This window comes from Rouxiella badensis, assembly GCF_026967515.2.
In the GTDB taxonomy this organism is placed as follows: domain Bacteria; phylum Pseudomonadota; class Gammaproteobacteria; order Enterobacterales; family Enterobacteriaceae; genus Rouxiella; species Rouxiella badensis.
This window is the reverse complement of sequence record NZ_CP114062.1, coordinates 1,607,118-1,625,218: the sequence shown is the minus strand read 5'-3', so window position 1 is coordinate 1,625,218 and position 18,101 is coordinate 1,607,118. Positions and strand designations below refer to the sequence as shown.

The 18,101-nt window shown below is 56.1% G+C and carries 10 protein-coding genes; 8 read left to right on the top strand and 2 right to left on the bottom strand.

Annotation, left to right across the window (positions count from 1 at the left end; all coding sequences use genetic code 11):
- The 5 genes from O1V65_RS07640 to O1V65_RS07620 all read left to right on the top strand — a co-directional run bounded on the left by O1V65_RS07640 (position 1) and on the right by O1V65_RS07620 (position 5,412).
- Positions 1–795 (top strand): SDR family oxidoreductase, encoded by a 795-nt coding sequence (locus O1V65_RS07640; protein WP_017491751.1) that lies wholly within the window; start codon positions 1–3, stop codon positions 793–795.
- A gap of 67 nt (positions 796–862) precedes the next feature.
- Positions 863–2,020 (top strand): pyridoxal phosphate-dependent aminotransferase, encoded by a 1,158-nt coding sequence (locus O1V65_RS07635; RefSeq protein ID WP_017491752.1) that lies wholly within the window; start codon positions 863–865, stop codon positions 2,018–2,020.
- 105 nt (positions 2,021–2,125) lie between these two features.
- On the top strand, positions 2,126–2,698 hold the full coding sequence (locus O1V65_RS07630; protein ID WP_225741477.1) for a TetR/AcrR family transcriptional regulator: 573 nt from the start codon (positions 2,126–2,128) through the stop codon (positions 2,696–2,698).
- Positions 2,699–2,865: 167 nt separating this feature from the next.
- Complete coding sequence (locus tag O1V65_RS07625; protein WP_017491754.1) at positions 2,866–4,137, top strand: Glu/Leu/Phe/Val family dehydrogenase; 1,272 nt, start codon at positions 2,866–2,868, stop codon at positions 4,135–4,137.
- A 225-nt stretch (positions 4,138–4,362) separates the two neighbouring features.
- The gene (locus O1V65_RS07620; protein WP_269130385.1) at positions 4,363–5,412 is read left to right on the top strand and encodes an LLM class flavin-dependent oxidoreductase; all 1,050 of its coding nucleotides are present in this window, start codon (positions 4,363–4,365) and stop codon (positions 5,410–5,412) included.
- A gap of 131 nt (positions 5,413–5,543) precedes the next feature.
- Here O1V65_RS07620 and O1V65_RS07615 read toward each other — a convergent pair whose 3' ends face one another.
- Positions 5,544–14,114 carry a glycoside hydrolase family 94 protein gene (locus tag O1V65_RS07615; RefSeq protein ID WP_420066647.1) on the bottom strand — a complete coding sequence of 2,857 codons (8,571 nt, stop codon included), beginning with the start codon at positions 14,112–14,114 and terminating at the stop codon, positions 5,544–5,546.
- 264 nt (positions 14,115–14,378) lie between these two features.
- On the opposite strand from O1V65_RS07615, the gene O1V65_RS07610 reads away from it, so the two are divergent.
- Complete coding sequence (locus O1V65_RS07610; protein WP_269130384.1) at positions 14,379–15,284, top strand: DMT family transporter; 906 nt, start codon at positions 14,379–14,381, stop codon at positions 15,282–15,284.
- Between the two features lie 51 nt (positions 15,285–15,335).
- Here O1V65_RS07610 and pdxR read toward each other — a convergent pair whose 3' ends face one another.
- Positions 15,336–16,820 (bottom strand): MocR-like pyridoxine biosynthesis transcription factor PdxR, encoded by a 1,485-nt coding sequence (pdxR, locus tag O1V65_RS07605; protein ID WP_084912538.1) that lies wholly within the window; start codon positions 16,818–16,820, stop codon positions 15,336–15,338.
- A 135-nt stretch (positions 16,821–16,955) separates the two neighbouring features.
- On the opposite strand from pdxR, the gene O1V65_RS07600 reads away from it, so the two are divergent.
- Both O1V65_RS07600 and O1V65_RS07595 read left to right on the top strand, forming a co-directional pair.
- Positions 16,956–17,591, top strand: coding sequence for an FMN-binding negative transcriptional regulator (locus tag O1V65_RS07600; RefSeq protein WP_017491760.1), 636 nt, complete (start codon positions 16,956–16,958; stop codon positions 17,589–17,591).
- Between the two features lie 324 nt (positions 17,592–17,915).
- Positions 17,916–18,077, top strand: a complete 162-nt coding sequence (locus O1V65_RS07595; RefSeq protein ID WP_084912536.1) for a con-10 family general stress protein — start codon at positions 17,916–17,918, stop codon at positions 18,075–18,077.
- The last annotated feature ends 24 nt before the right edge of the window (positions 18,078–18,101 follow it).

Sequence of the window (18,101 nt, the reverse complement as noted above, 5' to 3'; positions counted from 1 at the left end):
ATGGATTCATTACAAGGAAAAGTCATCATCGTTACCGGTGCAGGCAGCGGGATTGGCAAGAGCTCGGCAGAGCTGCTGGCGTCGCGCGGTGCGAAGGTGGTGCTGGTGGGGCGTCGTAAAGAGGTGCTTGAAGGCGTGGCGCGCGGCATTCGCGAAAACGGCGGTCAGGCCTGGAGCTGTGCGACGCATATCGAAAATAAGGACGAGGTTCAGGCGCTGATTAGCTGGGTCAACGGCGAGCTTGGCACGGTCGATATTCTGGTTAATAACGCTGGCAGCGCCAGCAAAACGCTGAATGCGCGCTGGATTGAAGAAGAGGAGTGGCAACAGGTGCAGGACGTCAACCTCAAGGCCGTGTTTCTGCTGACACAGGCGGTGCTGCCCGGCATGTTGGCGCAGAAGAATGGCACCATCATCACCGTGTCGTCGCTGGCGGCGCTGCGTCCAAACCTGCTGGGCGGTGCGGCTTACGGGGCGGCCAAGGCTGGCGTGCGCAACTTTATGACTTACCTGCACAATACCTTCCGCAACGACGGCATCCGTTCAACCTGCATCCTGCCGGGCGAGGTAAATACCCCGATTATGGATAACCGCGCGAATCCGCCAACGCAAAGTATTCGCGACAACATGGTGCAGCCGGAGGACGTCGCCGAGGCAGTGGTACTCTGCGCTGGGCTGCCAGCCCGCACGGTGATTGAAGAACTGATCGTCGCGCCTACCTTTATGCGTGATATTTCGGGCGACCTCGAGCTGAGCCGCTGGAAGGGTGCACCGGCTGATTTATCAGCCAAATAATCATCTTTCGGCGAAACGTTCAAGGGTGGTGAGCCTTCGCCGAACTTGCAAAAATTAAGGGTGAAACATGTCTTCTTTAGCTAAAAAATTCACGGCCTCCGAGGCTGTATTACGTATCGAACGCACTTCTTTACGCGTGCAGCAGCCAGCCTCCAGCGGCGATATGGTCTCGCTGGCGATGGGCGAGCCAGATTTTGATACCCCGCCGCGCATCGTGCAGGCGGCGGCCGACGCCCTGAAAAACGGTTTTACGCACTATGCGCCGTTGCTGGGGGACAAACTGCTGTGTGAAGCTCTGGCAGAAGAGGTTTCGGCCCAGTCGGGGTATCCGGTGAAACCGGGCGAAGTGCTGGTCACCCACGGCGGTACCGCAGGGTTGGCGGCGGCGATTCTGTCGATGGTGAATCCAGGCGATCGTGTCGTTATCCCCGATCCGACCTATTCTCTGTACGCCGATCTGGTTAACATGGCAGGCGGAATTTGCGTGCCAATGCCGTGCAAGGCGGACCTGCACTGGGACCTCGAGCTGCTTGACCACTGCCTCGAGGGCGCGAAGCTGTTCGTCTTCTGTAACCCAGGCAATCCGACCGGTATCGTGCATACGCGTGAAGAGATTGAGACCCTGGGCCGTCTGGTAAATCAGCACGATACGCTGGTCATCGCCGATGAGGCCTACAGCGACCTGGTGTTTAACGGCAAGCCGTTTACTTCGGTGTTGCAGGTGCCAGCGTTCCGCGGCCGTACGCTGTTTTGCCAAACCTTTTCAAAAAGTTATGCCATGACAGGTTGGCGCGTAGGTTATCTTGCTGGTCCGGCTGATATGATTGCCGCCGCCGCCCGCGTGCACAATTCCGTTAACGGCTCGGTCAACACCGCCGTCCAGCGTGCGGCGGTTGTGGCGCTGAAGGAGTGCAAGGATGATGTCAAACGTATGTATGATGTTTACCGTGAACGCCGCATTCTGATGATGGAAGGCCTGCAGGCCATCCCCGGTTTAAAACTTAACGAACCGGAAGGCGCATTTTACTGCTTCCCGTCATATTCGTTGCCTATTCCGGCGATCGATATGGTGGCACTGCTGCGCGAACAGGGTATCGCCGTGCGTCCGGGCAGTGAGTTTGGTGCAGCGGGAGAAGGGCATCTTCGCCTTTCCTACGCCGCCAGCAAAGAGGCGATTGCCGAAGGGGTCAAGCGGCTCAAGCGCGGGCTGGCATCACTGGGTTGATTCATTATTGGACATTCCACTAATGGCGTAAGTACAGATTGAAACAAGGCAGAGAGTGAAATGGCAAAAACCATGCGTAGTGATACCGAAAGGAATCGAAAAAACTTGATCCAGGCTGGTGCGCGGCTGTTTGAAGTCTCGGAAGGCCCTATCAGCATGACGGAAATCGCCAACGAAGCCGGGGTTTCCGTTGCGACTGCCTATCGCCAGTTTGCCTCGGTTGAAGAGGTGTTGAACACCTACCGTCAGGAAGTGGGTCAGCTGCTGCTTGAATACAGTCAGGAGCAGACCGGTAGCGGCCTCGAAAGGCTTGAAAAGGTCAGCCGCTACTGGATAAAACTGGTGCGGCAGCGCGGCGCGGCGATGGTGCCGATGCGTAACCGCCGGGGCTATCTCGAACGTCTGTGGGAAGGCGCGGAATACCTGCTGGTGCAGGCTAATTCTGTCCGTCCGGCCTTGCGTGACGCGATGGCGGAAATGAGCCTTCCGGATATCGGTGATAAAGCCGTGTTCCTGTGGAACATTCTTTTTGACCCACGTGAGATTTTTGACCTGTTGGATACCGTTGGGCTGAGTGAAAAACAGGTGGGAAGCCAGCTGATGTCGGTACTTATTGGCGGACTACAGGGCTTCGCACACGCCAATTCATTCTCTGTGGAAGATTATCGCGTTAAATAATACCGTCCCTTGCCGCAGGCGCGCCCTGCGGCAAGGGGCAGAATCTGTTATCTACCTGAATAGCTTACTGAATAGTCGTTAAAAAATAACACACATTTTTATTATCACTCACCGGTGAGGACTTTGTTCGCCTGAATGATGAGCCCCCTAAATTAAGAGGTTAAATAATGACTGCGCTTTCTTACGTTTCGGACGATGCAGATTCCGCCTGGGCAACCTATTTGGCGCAGGTTGAACGCGTGCTGCCCTACCTCGGTGACCTGACCCGTTGGGCGGACACGCTGCGTCACCCTAAAAGAGCCTTGATAGTCGATATCCCGCTGGAGATGGACGACGGCTCGGTCCGCCACTTCGAAGGATATCGGGTGCAGCATAATCTCTCGCGGGGACCGGGCAAGGGCGGCGTGCGTTTTCATCCTGACGTCACGCTGGAGGAGGTGATGGCGCTTTCTGCCTGGATGACCATTAAAAGTGCCGCGCTCAATCTGCCGTTTGGCGGTGCCAAAGGCGGGGTGCGCGTCGATCCCCGTGAGCTTTCGGTGAAAGAGCTTGAGAGGCTGACTCGCCGCTATACCAGCGAGATTGGCAACATCATTGGGCCGCAGCAGGATATTCCCGCGCCCGACGTTGGCACCAATGCGCAGGTCATGGCCTGGATGATGGACACCTATTCGATGAACGTCGGTGCGACCACCACCGGCGTCGTGACCGGCAAACCGGTTCATCTCGGTGGGTCGCTGGGGCGCGTGAAAGCGACCGGCCGTGGGGTATTTGTTACCGGCATGGCGGCGGCGGCGCGCATTGGGCTGGACGTTGCAACCAGTCGCGTGGCCGTGCAGGGGCTCGGTAACGTCGGCAGTATTTCTGCCGAGCTTTTCTATCAGCAGGGTGCGCGTATTGTCGCAATTCAGGACCATAGCGGTAGCCTCTATCGAGAAGAAGGTATTGATATTCCGGCTTTATTAGCGTGGCAGCGCGAGCATGGCAGCATTGCCGGATTCACTCAGGCCGAGTCGATACGTGACCGTGATTTCTGGCTTAAAGCGTTCGATATCCTGATACCGGCCGCGCTCGAAGGGCAAATCACCGTGGAGCGCGCCAGAGCGCTCAACTGTCGACTGGTGCTGGAAGGCGCTAACGGACCGACGCTGCCTGCCGCCGATGATATTTTGCGCCAGCGCCAGATTACCGTGGTGCCTGATGTCATCTGCAATGCCGGTGGCGTTACCGTCAGTTATTTCGAATGGGTTCAGGATTTCTCGAGCTTCTTTTGGAGCGAGGAAGAGATTAATCAGCGGCTCGACTGCATCATGAAAGACGCATTGTCCGCAGTGTGGAACAAGGCTGAAAGCCTGAGCGTGACACTGCGTACTGCCGCCTATGCCGTAGCCTGTGAGCGTATTCTTATGGCGCGTAAGGACCGGGGACTTTATCCGTAACCGCGTTGCATCACGACGGGTGATTGCGTCATCGCGTTTCGTGATACCGAATACTAATAATAATACTGCCTCCCCAGCAGAAGTCGTGGTCTCTTTTACCCGCCGTTTGGCGGGTTTTTTTATCTTCTATTTGTGCTAAGCATCGCCGTTTTATGCATTTAACTTTGTAAATTCTGTTACGCATAATGGCCGAACTTTGATTTTCACACTTAGGGACAACCGTTTATGACGCAGCTCAACATTTCTCATCTCGCTTTCCTCACGCCCGGCAATTACCCCGATGACGCACCCTGGCAAGGTCTTGAAGAGACTCTACAGCTGTTTGAGACCGGTGAACGGCTGGGCTACAACGGTGCCTGGGTTCGCCAACGCCATCTCGAGCACGGCGTTTCGTCGGCCAGTACCTTCCTGGCCGCCGCCAGTCAGCGTACCAGCACCATCGAGCTGGGTACGGCGGTCATTCAGGTTGGCTACGAAAGCCCGTTCAGACTGGCGGAGGACCTGTCGACGGTGGACGTGCTGTCGCACGGACGTTTGAACGTCGGCTTAAGCGCCGGTCAACCTGCTCATGCCGAGCTGTTAGGGCCTGAGGTTTTCGATGACCACTGGCGAGCGCAGGACTTTTCGTATCATCGCGTTACGCGGCTTATCGACAACCTGAGCGGTCGCTACCTTGGTGACAAAGAGAGTTTTATCGAGTCTCCCGGTAATCGCCAACGCCCAAGATTGCAGCCTTATGCGCCGGGACTGACCGACCGCCTGTGGTACGGCGGCGGTTCGCTGCGTTCCGTAAAATGGGCGGGGTCGCAGAACCTGAATCTGTTAATTGGCAATCTCACCTCGGGTGAGGGAACCGACGATTATTACACCGCGCAACTGCGCCAAATTGAGGCTTTTCGTTCGGCATTGCCAGCCAACGCAGTGCGAACACCGCGCATAGCACGCGGTAGAGTCGTAGTGCCGTTCGACAGCGCCGATGCGGCGACCCGCAAGCGCTACGCCGATTTTGCGGCCTCACGTCATGCGCGCACGCTCTCCCCACAGGGCGAACGCCGTACGCTGTTTTCACCAGACCTGGTCGGAAGCGCCGACCAAATTCTCGAACAGCTTCATCAGGATCCGTTGCTGCAGGAGGTTGAAGAGCTGCGCATCGAGCTGCCGTATGAGTTCAATATCGACGAGTATAAGCAGATTCTGACCGACTTCATCACGCTTATTGCCCCGGAAATTGGCTGGAGTAGGGCAACACCGGTTGACTATCGCGCGACGGCTTAGCCATAAACGCTAAGCAACCGACCGTTGTCGAAAGAAAGAAAAATGCCATGGTTACTGAAGAGTGTGGCTCAGGGGCAGACCGCCCGGCCTGCCCTGAGACTTTTGGGGTGTGAACACAGACTGCTTTTTGTCTAGACCCAGACTTCTACGACGTGAGAACTGCCGTCGTCTTTGACGGGGATCATCCTGTCAGACAAAGGTTGGCCGTCGAGCGTCACGCGTCGCTCGTCCTCAGCGCGTTTCACGGTTATCTGATACTGACTGCTGCCTTGTTGATAAGTGAGCGTCACCTGCGGCCAGTGGTCGGGAAGCTGTGTATTGATGGCAATGCAGTCGCCGTGACGCGTAATGCCCAGCAGTGACTCGACTATCAGCCGATAGGCCCAGCCGGCCGAGCCGGTATACCAGCTCCAGCCGCCGCGCCCAACGTGTGGCGTGACGCTGTAGATGTCAGCTGTCATCACGTAAGGTTCAACCTTATAGCGTTCTGCGGCTTCGCGGGTCAGGCTGTGGTTGATAGGGTTGATGGCGGCCAACAGCTGCCATGCGCGACGCGTTTCTCCCATCTCTGCAAAGGCCATCACCGCCCAAATCGCACCGTGGGTGTATTGCCCACCGTTTTCGCGTACACCGGGCAGATAACCGCGAATATAACCCGGATTCGGGCCTTTATCGTCGAACGGTGGGGTCAGCAGTTTGATCAGCCCCGCGTTTTCATCAACCAGGCGTTGGTCAAGCGCATGCATCGCCCGCTGGGTCCGTTCGGCATCCTCTGCGCCCGCAAGCACCGCCCAACTTTGCGCGATAGCATCGATTTGGCACTCGGGGTTAAGGTGTGACCCCAGCGTTTCTCCGCTGTCGAAATAGCCGCGCAAATACCACTCACCGTCCCAGGCGTGGTCGTGAAGGTTTTTCTTCAGTTGAGCGGCCTGTTGACCGCAGAGAGCGATGATGTCGGTCTGACCGAGCTTGTCGGCGAGCAGGGCGAAGTTTTGCAGAACCTTGAGAAGGAAGAATCCAAGCCACACGCTTTCACCGAGCCCTTTAATGCCCACGTTGTTCATGCCGTCGTTCCAGTCGCCGCTGCCCATCAATGGAAGTCCGTGTTCACCAAATTTCAGACCGTATTTAATCGCCCGCACGCCGTGCTCAAACAGCGATTCACTCTGCGGACTGAGCTGAGGCTGGCCATAGAATGACTCCTCGTCGGCGGCCAGCAGCCGCGTCTCGAGATAGGCCACGGGCTGGTGGACCACGTCAACGTCCTGAGTTACCTCAACATAATGACAGATGGCCAGCGGCAGCCACAGGTAGTCGTCGGAACAGCGCGTGCGCACACCTTTACCGGACGGTGGATGCCACCAGTGTTGTACGTCGCCCTCCAGAAACTGACGTGAGGCGCAGAGTAAGATTTGTTCGCGCATCCTCTCGGGCGCGGCGTGAGCCAGCGCGAGAGTGTCCTGTAGTTGGTCGCGGAAGCCAAAGGCACCGCCGGACTGATAATAGCCGCTGCGCGCCATAATCCTGCTCGCGAGGGTCTGATAGATAAGCCAGCCGTTGACCAGCAGATTCACCGCGGGTTCTGGCGTGGTGACCTGAATTTTGTCGAGCTTTTGGTGCCAGTGATGGTGAGTCTGACACAGTGCTTTACGGGCAGACTCTTGATTCAGGAATTGCTGAATTAACTCACCGGCCTCCTGAACGTTTTTGCCTACGCCGAGTGCGAACACCAGCGTTCGTCTGTCGCCGTCGATAAGTTTGGTCGCAGACTGGACCGCCGCACAGGCGTCGAGCGCGGAACCGGTTTTGTTGGAAAGCCTTTCCTGTTGCAGGGCGGCAGGTGCGGCCAGCGAGCCGTTGCGCCCTAAAAATTCACGGCGGTCACCGGTGACCGAACAGTGAACGCCGGTGACAGCGAAAAAGGCGGTGCGTTCGCTTTCGGGGGTGCCGTAATAGTTGGTGGCCAGCACGCCGCAGCCGAGGTTGACCTCGGCGACTCGGGTAGCGATGTGCATTTCAGATTTCGCGCGCAGGTCGGCCAATACCCATTCAACGTAGCCGGTGGCTGAGAGCTTGCGCGTTCTGCCGGAAAGGTTGCTTAGCGTCAGAATAAACAGTTTCACCGCGGCGTTCTCGTCCACCAGCACGGTCATTTCGCTGTCGATGCCCAAATGACGATGCTCAAAGACGCTATAACCAAATCCGTGGCGGCAGAGGTAGTCGCCGTCGGTACGCACCGGCTGCGGCATCGGTGACCAGATTTCGCCGCTCTCTTCGTCACGCAGATAAAACGCCTCACCCCCGCTGTCGCTGACGGGGTCATTCTCCCAAGGCGTAAGCCGATACTCGTGGGCATTTTCGAACCAGGTATAGGCCTGCCCAGATTCTGAAATCACACTGCCAAAGTTGTCGTTGGCCAGCACGTTGGCCCAGGGGGCCGGCGTATCCTGACCAGGTCGAAGCACAATCTGGTATTCACGACCGTCGGGTGAGAATCCCCCCAGCCCGTTATAGAACGCCAACGAGTCGGTCGGAAACTCGCGCGCAGGGCTGGCGAGCGGAGGGAGATTTTTCAGCGTTTCAAGCTTTGGCTGCATATGAATCAGCGGCTGCATTTTTTTGCTCATTCGGTCAGTGAGCTCGCCGTTGCGATCGTCGATAGCGACGGCGGCCACGCTCATCAAAAGCATCAGGTCTTCTGGCGGAATGTGCTCGGTAATACGCACGAATATTCCGCCATTTTTGTCAATAAGCCCGGACTCAGAACCCACGGCGATGCGGTCGAGAATTTCGTTATGCAGGTCCTGCTGATAGCCCTCATGGGAATCATTGAGGATAACCAAATCTACCGGTAACCCTTTCATTCTCCAGTAACTGTGGGCCTGGATAAGCGTAGTCACCAGTGCGATATTTTCAGTTTGGGTGATGGAAAGCAACACGATAGGCAGGTCGCCGGAAAGCGAATGGCTCCACAAGGCAGACTGTCCACGCCGGTTGCGGCTGAGGATCAAGGCATCTGGTCGCATCTCGGCGCTAGGGAAGATAATCGCACCGGCAAGCTGGTTGTACAGGTTGGCCTGCTCTTCGGTCGCGTTAATCTGGCGCAGCGCCACCTGGCTGTGCGAGCGTGCGATGGCAAATACGCGGTCGGCGATGTTGTTGTCGCGGTATTTTTCCATCATCGACAGGCTCTGCAAACGTGTTTCCGCAATGCCGTAGACCAGGTCAACGACCAGCGGGATCCCGGGCTTGAGTTCAACCTGCTGGCGGATAGCGAGAATGGGGTCGAGTACCGCACCGGCGCTGTTATCGAGCAATCCTGAACGGCTCATCGCCAGAGGGGATGACGGTGTCCGGCCGCGTCCGACAAAGGCCGCACGGTCGGTGGAGAAGGAGGTCTCACGCTCCGTCTCGCCGTGAATAGCGGTCATGTGGAACAACCACGGGCAGTCCTCGTTTTCTTCACGCGGGCGGCGATGACAGAGAATGCCTTCTCTGTCAGGCACCAGCTCGGTCTGGACAAACAAGTTACTAAAGGCCCGGTGCGCCATGTCGTTAGCCAAAGGCGCGAGTACCACCTCTGCGTAGGTGGTTATCTCGACGATGCGCGGTTGACGCCCACGATGTGTCAGGGTCAAACGCCGAATCTCGACGTCATCTTCCGGTGAGACCACGATTTTGGTTTGAATGCTCAGCGAGCCTTCAATGCGGGTGAACTCGGCGGCGGCGTCGGTAAACACCACCTGGTATTGTCCGTTTTTCTTCCCCGCCGGCTGCCAGGTATTACTCACCACTTCACCGGTGTTTGGGTCAGAGATATAGCAGAAAGTGCCGTAGTTATCGCGCGTTGCGTCTGCACGCCAGCGGGTCAGGGCCAAATCTCGCCAGGTGCTGTAGCCACCGCCTGACTGTGTCAACATCAGGTGATATTGGGTGTTCGACAGTAGCTGAACCTCTGGCGTTGGCGTGTCAACGCGCGTGAACTGCCGCGGTTCGACACTAACCGATTGCAGCGCATCAATGGTGTCAAACTGCCTGCGTGGACTGTACATGGTCGGTGCGTCCGGCACGCGTTCCTGCAACAGCAGCAGGGCCGACTGGAAGGAAGGATTCTTTACGAAGCGCTCAACCATCGGTGCATCGAGCAGAGTGTGAGACAGCGCGAGCAGGCTCATGCCCTGATGGTGCGCCATGTAGGTGCGCACCAGCGAGAAGTTTTCTTCGTGATTGAGCCGCGATCGCGAGTAGTCCAGCGCCTCATAAAAGCCATACTTACCGCGTGCACCAAGAGTTTCAAGGCGCAGCAGGTTGTCACAGGCCTGCTGCGGTTTGACCATCAGCGCCATCACCGAAGCATAGGGCGCGATGACCATGTCCTCGCCCAAACCGCGTTTCAGCCCTAACCCCGGCACGCCGAAAGCGCGATACTGGTAGTTTTGGGCGGCGTCGAAGGCCGCGTAGGCCGATTCGGAGATGCCCCACGGGACGTCGTTTTCTTGCCCCCAGGCAATTTGGCGGGCAACGGCGGTGCGGCCCATTTGCAGCAGCAGAGAGTCTGGGTAGGTTGGCATCACCAGCTGCGGCATCAGATATTCGAACATCGAACCGCTCCACGACATCAGCGACGGCTGTCTGTCGATCAGCGTAAACAGCCGCCCCAGCGCAAACCAGCTCTTCAACGGCAGCTGGTTGGTCGCGATAGCGAAATAGCTGGTCAGGCGAATCTCTGACGGTAACAGGTCATAGTTACCGCCGTCGAGTTTGTTAGTGTCACAGTTATAGCCCACGCTCAGCAGTTGGGTTTCTTTCTTATACAGGAAGTGGAAATCCATACGGGCGTGATCGGTGAGACGCAGTTCAAGCTCGTTAATCAACACCAGTCGCTGTCGCGCCAGATGGGCGGTCTCCTCAATCAGCGCCTGATCCAGACCCGGTACTTTATTCTCCAGCTGCGACAACCACAGCAGCGAAGGCAGTTTTTTGTCCCGTGGCTCGTTCTTCATCCAGGCGAACAGCTGCGACCACTCGGTGCAAAATGCCTCCAGCTGGCGGTGAAGCTCGCGCAACCCGAGGCTCTCGGTGCCATTATGCTGCAACAGGTCTGTCGCAATGCCCAGCATGGCTTCGAGCTCGGGATAAACCCTGTGAACAGGGCGCTGCACGGCCTTGGCCCAACGTTGGCGCATCAGGCTCAGGCCTTCGCGCTGTAGCGGGTTAGCCTCATTCTCAATCAGCAGCAGGGTATCTTCGAGGCCCGTCAGAACCTGTTTGATGTCGATAACCGGCTGATGGCGAAGCGCAGCGATACCGGTGGACAGCACCAATAAATGTCCGGCCAGATTGCCGCTGTCAACGCTCGAGATATAGCGTGGATTGAGCGGCTGAAGGGTACGCGTGTCATACCAGTTATAAAGGTGACCCCGGTAGTGCTCGAGCTTGTCCAGCGTATCCAGCGTAAGGTTAGTGCGCTGAAGCAGTTCCCCCTGTGTGATATAGCCAAAGTCCATTGCCGTTAAATTCGCCAGCAGGGAAAGGCCAATATTGGTCGGTGAGGTGCGGTGAGCAATCTTCGGCTCAGGCACTTCCTGGTAGTTATCCGGTGGCAGCCAGTTTTCCTGCTGATTCACAAAGGTGGAGAAATAGGACCAGGTCTCGCGGCTAGTGCGCCGCAGGAAGGTGCGCTGGGTGCAATCAATTTCAGCCTTGGGTTTTTCTGGCTTGCGACTGAGCCAGCCGAGCAGCAGCGGGGCCACTATCCACAGCAGGCCTAACGCCATCGAAACCGGCAAAAACGGCGGATTGATGTGCTGGGTCAATGCCATGATAAGCACACCCGCGAGTGGGTTAACCCACATGATGCGATACAGGTTTTCTGCTGACAGCAGAAACTGTGGCTTGCCGTCCTGCCCACTGCTGGCCCATTCATGCAGCCGACGATGGCTAACGTTAAGCCGCCAGAGGGTCACTACAATGGCCTTTAAGGTATAAGCGCTTTCATGCGGCAGGGTGGCAAGATAGATACCGATGCGTGCCAGCCGCGATAAAATACCGAGCGCGACCGATTTTATATGCGGCAAAAGCTGCACCTGCGCACCTTTGTTCAACAGGTTCAGTGCCAGCGCGGCCGCACTCGGCAACAGCAAAAGGGTGGTGATAAACAGCAGCCAGTAAAGCGTGTTGGGCGCCAGCAACAGTGCAGCAAACAGCATCATCAGTAACGCGGGGGCGGCGAGGCTCCGCCGCAGGTTATCGAGCAGTTTCCAGCGTGACAGCATGCTTAACGGGTTCGGGCAGCGGGTTCCGTCGGCCTGTTCTACGCGCAGCCGCAGCCAGTTTAGCAACTGCCAGTCACCGCGTATCCAGCGGGTTCGCCGCGCAACGTCAACCAGATAGTTGGCGGGATACTGCTCATACAGCACCACGTCGCTCAGTACCCCGGAGCGAGCATAGCAACCCTCGAGCAAGTCGTGGCTTAACACCAGATTCTCAGGGCAGGTATTGTCGGTCGCGCGGGTAAACATCGCCACGTCGTAAATGCCTTTGCCGACGAATGATCCTTCACCGAAGATATCCTGATAAATATCGGATGACATCGAGGTATAAGGGTCAGTGCCCGGCAGACTGCTGCACACGGCAGCGTAACGACTCTGCCCGTAGCGGGGGATCTCCTCGGCGAGCCGCGGCTGGAGAATGCTATAACCTTTGACCACTCTTTTTAGCGCCGGGTCATAGACCGGACGATTAAGCGGGTGCGCCATCGCCGCAACCAGCTGATGTGCGTGGTCGCGAGGTAGCAGCGTGTCGCTGTCGAGCGTAATGACATAGCGAACGTATGAAAGCTGGGCCTGAGTTGCGCCGACCAGGGTGGTAAACGTACTCTCCTCCCCGAGCAGCCAGCGGTTCAGGGCGCTCAGCTTGCCGCGTTTTCTTTCATAGCCCATCCATACGCCCTGCGAAACATTGAGCTGACTCTCGCGATGCAGCAGCGTGAAGCGGGCGTTATGGTCGGCGTCATAGCGGCGGTTGAGCTGAATAATGCGGTTGCTGGCGTAGTTGAGCAACTGCTGATCGAGTTGCAAAATAGCGGTCTTGCTGTCAAAAAAGTCGGCGATGAGCGCGAAATAGAGATGCTGATGAGTATTGCCCAGATAGCAAACCTCAAGGCTTTCTATCAGCTTGTCAATGCCGCTTCGACTGCCCAGCAGGCAGGGAACGGCAACCAACGTGGCGCATTCTTCAGGGATATGCAGTGAAAAGTCCATTTTCGGCAGTGCGCGAGGCGTGCGGCTGCGGCTGGCGGTTTCATTAAGCAGGTCCATGGTGAACTGGCTGCACATAATGACAATCGGCAGCAGCAGGAGCCACATCGTCCAGCCCATCCCGCTCTGATCGCTCTCGAACAGTAAATTAGCGGTCAGGGCGGTGATAAGCAGACTCAGGCTGCCAAGCCACGACAGCAGGGGCGTTTTGTTCATCTGATGACGGAAATAGTTCATCAATGAATAGCGGATATTCAGCGTTTTTTCGAGCTCGCTGCGTCCGGAATCGACCAGATAGTACCCGACGTGCTGTTGGCTGCCTTCTGGAGAGCGCTGACTCATCCCGATGACATGCCGGGCGATTTCCTCTTCGCTAAACGGGCAATGGCGTGCCAGTTTCTCGATGACGTGACGATAGTTATCACGGGTGGCGAAAGACATGGCCGGATAAATTCCGGCCGGATCCTCGTGCAGCACCTTTTCAACCACCGAGACGCTCTCGGCAAAGTCAGCCCAGTTCATCTCGTTCAGCTTACGCAGTCCCGCAATGCTGTTGCTCACCGACAGTTGGCTCAGCGCCAGCTGCTGATTGAAGCGCACGATGAGTTCGGCGGAGGTTAAGCCAACGTCGGCGAGTCGTTGTTCAATCCAGGTCAGCGGCAGCGCCAGCATTGAACCGTGTCCCTGAAGACGGCGCACCAGTTCGGCAACAAACGCGTTGGTGCGCGGCGGGTTGCTGCGTGCCATATCGGCAATCACGATGATGAGACCGGCCGGATCGTTCTCCGCGCTTTGCTGCATCTTGTTGGCCCAGCTTTCGGCAAGATTACGTTCGCGCTGCGCCTGGGTTACCTCGATACTGATACGCCGCAGGTTTTCGATAAGTGCCAGGCGCAGCATTCCCGGAAAAGCCCATAGCTCGCCGAGTCGCAGCGGGGTTACCTGCTGGTAGGCATTGATAAAGCGCGTCAGGGTACAAGCGTCCCAATGGCCATCGCTGTGGGCAATAGCCTCGGTGGCGATGTCGTAAATACGCGGACAACTCTGTGGGCTAACCAGCGTGGGCAGCCCCATACCGAAGTTTTTAGGCAACAGCTGGCGCACCAGCCTGATGTGTTCTTCAATCAGGTAGAAGTTATCGAGCAGCCACTCACCGGCGGGTGCGATACTTTTGTCTCCCCCGGCGCTGAGAACGTTACAGTTGTCCGAGAGGATCTTTTCACTCTCGGTGAGCCGGTTCAGCAAATAGTAGGGCGCCTTTCTGGTCGAAAGCTTGTGCGATTGAGCCAGTTTCTCTCCGAACCGCTCCATCTGGTCGATGGAAAAAATTTCTGCGGCGAGGGGGGCAACTTCGCTGCCGTCCTTGCGCTGTGCGGGTGTTGTTCCCTGTGAAGCCTGGGGATCTCTTCTGTTCTTAATCCATTGAACGAAAGCCATTTTCAAGAAAATTTCCTCGCGCGTACGCAAGAGGATCGAGCATAAGAAACGTAATGAGTACGCACAACAAGAGGTGAGCGAGGCCGAATTGCACGGCGTTGAAAGCGGCTAGGTCAAAAAATAGCCATATAGACTCATTGTAGCAGTGAAAGCCCTTTCTCCAAGGTGTTACGGTATTCTGGCTCGTTCATTTTGTCCTAAAGTGGTTCTTACCCTAATCCACTTTTTGGCTGAGAATCTCTGCTTCGACAATCAAGGAGCAGGGTAATAATGGAGAGTAAAGCACAAACGATTTCGGTAGGTTCAGGAAGGGTAGAAACAACCCCTCGCGGCTGGATAAACGGTTTCATCGGGATGCTGATTTTTAGCGGATCGCTTCCCGCGACGCGCATTGCGGTGATGGAGTTTGATCCGCTGTTTCTGACGGCGGCCAGAGCGGTGATTGCCGCACTGTTGGCGCTGAGTGTTCTTACCTTCACCCGACAGGCACGTCCGGGGCGTAAAACGCGGGTGCCGCTGCTGTTTGTGGCGGCCGGGGTAGTCATAGGATTCCCGCTTTTAACCGCACTTGCCCTGCAGCATACCACGTCGGCTCATTCTCTGGTCTATATTGGCTTACTTCCTTTATCTACCGCCTGTTTTGGCGTGCTGCGCGGCGGTGAGCGGCCAAGGTTGGGCTTCTGGCTGTTCTCGATTTTAGGTGCCGTTCTGGTGGCAGGCTACGCAATGCAGCATGGATCGGCGGGTTCGTTGACCGGCGATATGCTGATGATTGCTGCTATTCTGCTCTGCGGACTGGGCTACGCCGAGGGTGGCGTGTTGTCGAGAGTGCTCGGCGGTTGGCAGGTCATTTCTTGGGCGCTAGTGATCTCATTGCCGTTAAGCGCGGGCGCGATGCTCTATACCGCCCCGCACGCCTGGCCAGTGGTGTCACCTCAGGCCTGGATCGCGCTGGCCTATGTGTCGATATTGAGTATGTGGGTCGGATTTATTTTCTGGTATCGCGGTCTGGCGATGGGCGGCATTGCTTCTGTAGGACAACTCCAGCTGTTGCAGCCTTTCTTCGGACTTGCGCTGGCGGGATGGGTGCTGCATGAAACCATCGAACCCTCGATGATAGCCATCATGGCTGGCGTGCTGGTTTGCGTGTTTGGCGCAAAAAGGTTTTCACGCTGAGCATCGGCTCCGTCGGCGCACCGGTAGCAGCGGCGGGGCCATGCTTTTGTTTTAAGGCGCTATGCGCTGAATTATCGCGGCGAGTTTCTTAACCGCGCCGATAATGGCTTCATCGGTAAAGCCGCCTAGCCCGAGGATAAGTCCAGACCTCTCGTTGCCCGCTGAGTACATCGGCGATACCGCGCGCACCGAAACGCCCGCCGCGATAGCGTATTGAACAACCTCCACATCACGTATCCCCTTGTGTAGCCACAGCACCATATGCATTCCCTGATCGCCCGGTTGAAGCACCGCCAGCTCCGGCGCCATATGCCTTATCACGGCGTTTATCAGCACCTCTCGTTTTTCGGCATACACGCCGCGCATTCTGCGAATGTGTCGGTCAAGGTGTCCCTCTGCCATAAAGCTGGCCAGCACGTACTGATCGGCGCTGGGGGGGTGACGGTCGATCAACATTCTTGCGCCCAGATAGGCATCGACCAACGGCTCGGGGACCACCACATAGCCAAGTCGCAGCGAAGGAAAGAGTATTTTGCTGAAAGTGCCGAGATAGATAACCCGCTCTGGGGACAGCCCCTGCAAAGAGGGGAACGGATGCCCAGCGTACCGCAGCTCAGTGTCATAGTCGTCTTCGACAATCCATGAACGATTGGCCTTGGCCCAGTCGATAAGGGCAAGACGACGCGCCATGCTCATTGGCATGCCGACCGGATACTGATGCGAAGGGGTGACAAACGCAGCTTTGGCGTCTGCGCAAAGCTCAATCCCGCGGGTAACGTTGAGCCCTTCGACATCAAGAGGGACGCGGATCATCTGCGCCTGACGGCCGGTGGTTTCAAAAATGGAGGTGATACCGTGATAGGCAGGATCTTCAACCCAGACCTTCTCCCCGGCATCAAGCAGCACCTGACTGGAAAGATAGAGACCCTGCTGAGTGCCCGCGGCAATGATGACCTGTTCGGGGGTGCAGTGCACCGAACGCGATTTTCGCACGTATTCGGCAATGGCTTCACGCAAAGGAAGCGCGCCTGCGGGAGACGCATAGCCTGATGGAGCGCCGGGGCCTTTGGCACGAATGCGATTGCCCAGACGCCGCCAGATATCATCGGGCAACGTGCTGCCAGCAGGAACGGAAACGGCAAAGGGCACCGGTTCCAGCAGTTTGATTTTCCCGCCGGCAAGTGCGTAGCGCTCTGCCTGAGCAGAGAGCGCCGGGGGCTGCTCCAGGTCTTTTCCCCGCGGGGTAACCGGCGAGGAAAGCTCGGAGAGCTCGTTGGCCACCCGCGTCCCCGAGCCTCTCACCGCCTCGAAGAAACCTTCGGCGATGAGTTGTTCAAATGCCTCAATGACCGTGCCGCGTGCCAGCCTCAGCGAAGACGCCAGTGTCCGAGTCGAGGGCAGTGGGTCACCGGCTTTGAGTTCGCCACGCTGGATAGCTTTTTTCAAGGCACGCGCCAGCTGCAGGCTGAGTTGACCGGCCTGGCGGTTTAGCTCACCGATGGCGGGAATATCTATCGTCTTGGCTTTTCTAGGCATCCTGGACTGTTCTTGAGGTTATCTGGCTTAGCCATTTTTATTGAAAGTGGACCTTAACAGTAAACCACTATCGCGATAATTTGTCGTGAATTCCGGCATCCTGCGCCTATTTTTTCTTTGATTGGGAGATAAAACATGTACGTTGCTGCGCCTTATAAAGAGTCGAGAAGCGAATTTTTATATGAATTAATGGAAAAATATCCCTTGGGAACGATGATAACCTACGGCGATCCAGGGCTTGATGCAGTACATATTCCCTTCGAGATAGCCAAAAATGCGGCGTCAGGTGATAGCCTGCGCGCGCACGTCGCGCGTGCTAATCCGGTGTGGAAGAACGTCCCCAATGGCGCGGAAGTGCTGGTGGTATTCCAGGCCGGGGACGCCTATATTTCACCAAACTGGTATCCAGGCAAGCATAAAACTCATCGCGAGGTGCCGACCTGGAACTACCGTGCAGTACATGTTCGAGGGCATATTCACTTTCACCACGATGAGGCTTTCCTGCGCGAGATGCTGGCTAGCCTCACTGACAGGCAGGAATCAACGCAGTCCTCTCCGTGGCGGCTTGCCGATGCCCCCGCAGATTATATCGCCGCCATGCTAAAGGCGATTGTCGGCGTCGAGATAAAAATTACCGATATCACCGCCTCGATGAAGCTCGGACAGAACAAAAAATATGAAGACTTAAAAGGTGCGGGAGAGAATGTGCTCAAGGCAGGAAATGAGGTAATAGGTCATGCCATGCTAAGTCATTTAAAAATAAAGGACTAACGGATAAGTTGCTACGTTTTTTTTAATAGTTTAAAAACAGAATAACTTATCAAAAAACACGCTAAGCTTTCATCTTTATTTTAATTTTTTGGTTATTTAAGAATATCTAAATATATCGATAAAATATTTAAAATTGTTTTTATTTTAAAATTAAAAGGTTGTGGGTTTTTTATAAAATAGTTTTGCGCAATTTTTGACATGAATGGGCGGTCAACTATTATTAACTCCGAGCATCGTGCTCTTAGATTGGGTCAATAACAGGATGTTACTCTGAAAAAGGAAGACCCTGTCATTATGATGGAACAAATCCGATAGGAGGATATTATGGCCGAACATCGTGGTGGATCAGGTACGGACGATCACAACAAAACTTCAGAAGCGGGCAAAAAAGGCGGTAAAAAAGGCGCAGGTAACTTCGCTGATGACCGTGAGCACGCAAGTGAAGCCGGTAAAAAAGGTGGCAAAAATAGTCACGGCGGGCACTAGTCCACGCAGCAATGGATGAAATGT

Coding starts and splice junctions, on each gene's coding strand:
- O1V65_RS07600 (WP_017491760.1), top strand. CDS start 16,956: ATGTACGTTGCTGCGCCTTATAAAGAGTCGAGAAGCGAATTTTTATAT.
- O1V65_RS07635 (WP_017491752.1), top strand. CDS start 863: ATGTCTTCTTTAGCTAAAAAATTCACGGCCTCCGAGGCTGTATTACGT.
- O1V65_RS07610 (WP_269130384.1), top strand. CDS start 14,379: ATGGAGAGTAAAGCACAAACGATTTCGGTAGGTTCAGGAAGGGTAGAA.
- O1V65_RS07625 (WP_017491754.1), top strand. CDS start 2,866: ATGACTGCGCTTTCTTACGTTTCGGACGATGCAGATTCCGCCTGGGCA.
- O1V65_RS07640 (WP_017491751.1), top strand. CDS start 1: ATGGATTCATTACAAGGAAAAGTCATCATCGTTACCGGTGCAGGCAGC.
- O1V65_RS07620 (WP_269130385.1), top strand. CDS start 4,363: ATGACGCAGCTCAACATTTCTCATCTCGCTTTCCTCACGCCCGGCAAT.
- O1V65_RS07595 (WP_084912536.1), top strand. CDS start 17,916: ATGGCCGAACATCGTGGTGGATCAGGTACGGACGATCACAACAAAACT.
- pdxR (WP_084912538.1), bottom strand. CDS start 16,820: ATGCCTAGAAAAGCCAAGACGATAGATATTCCCGCCATCGGTGAGCTA.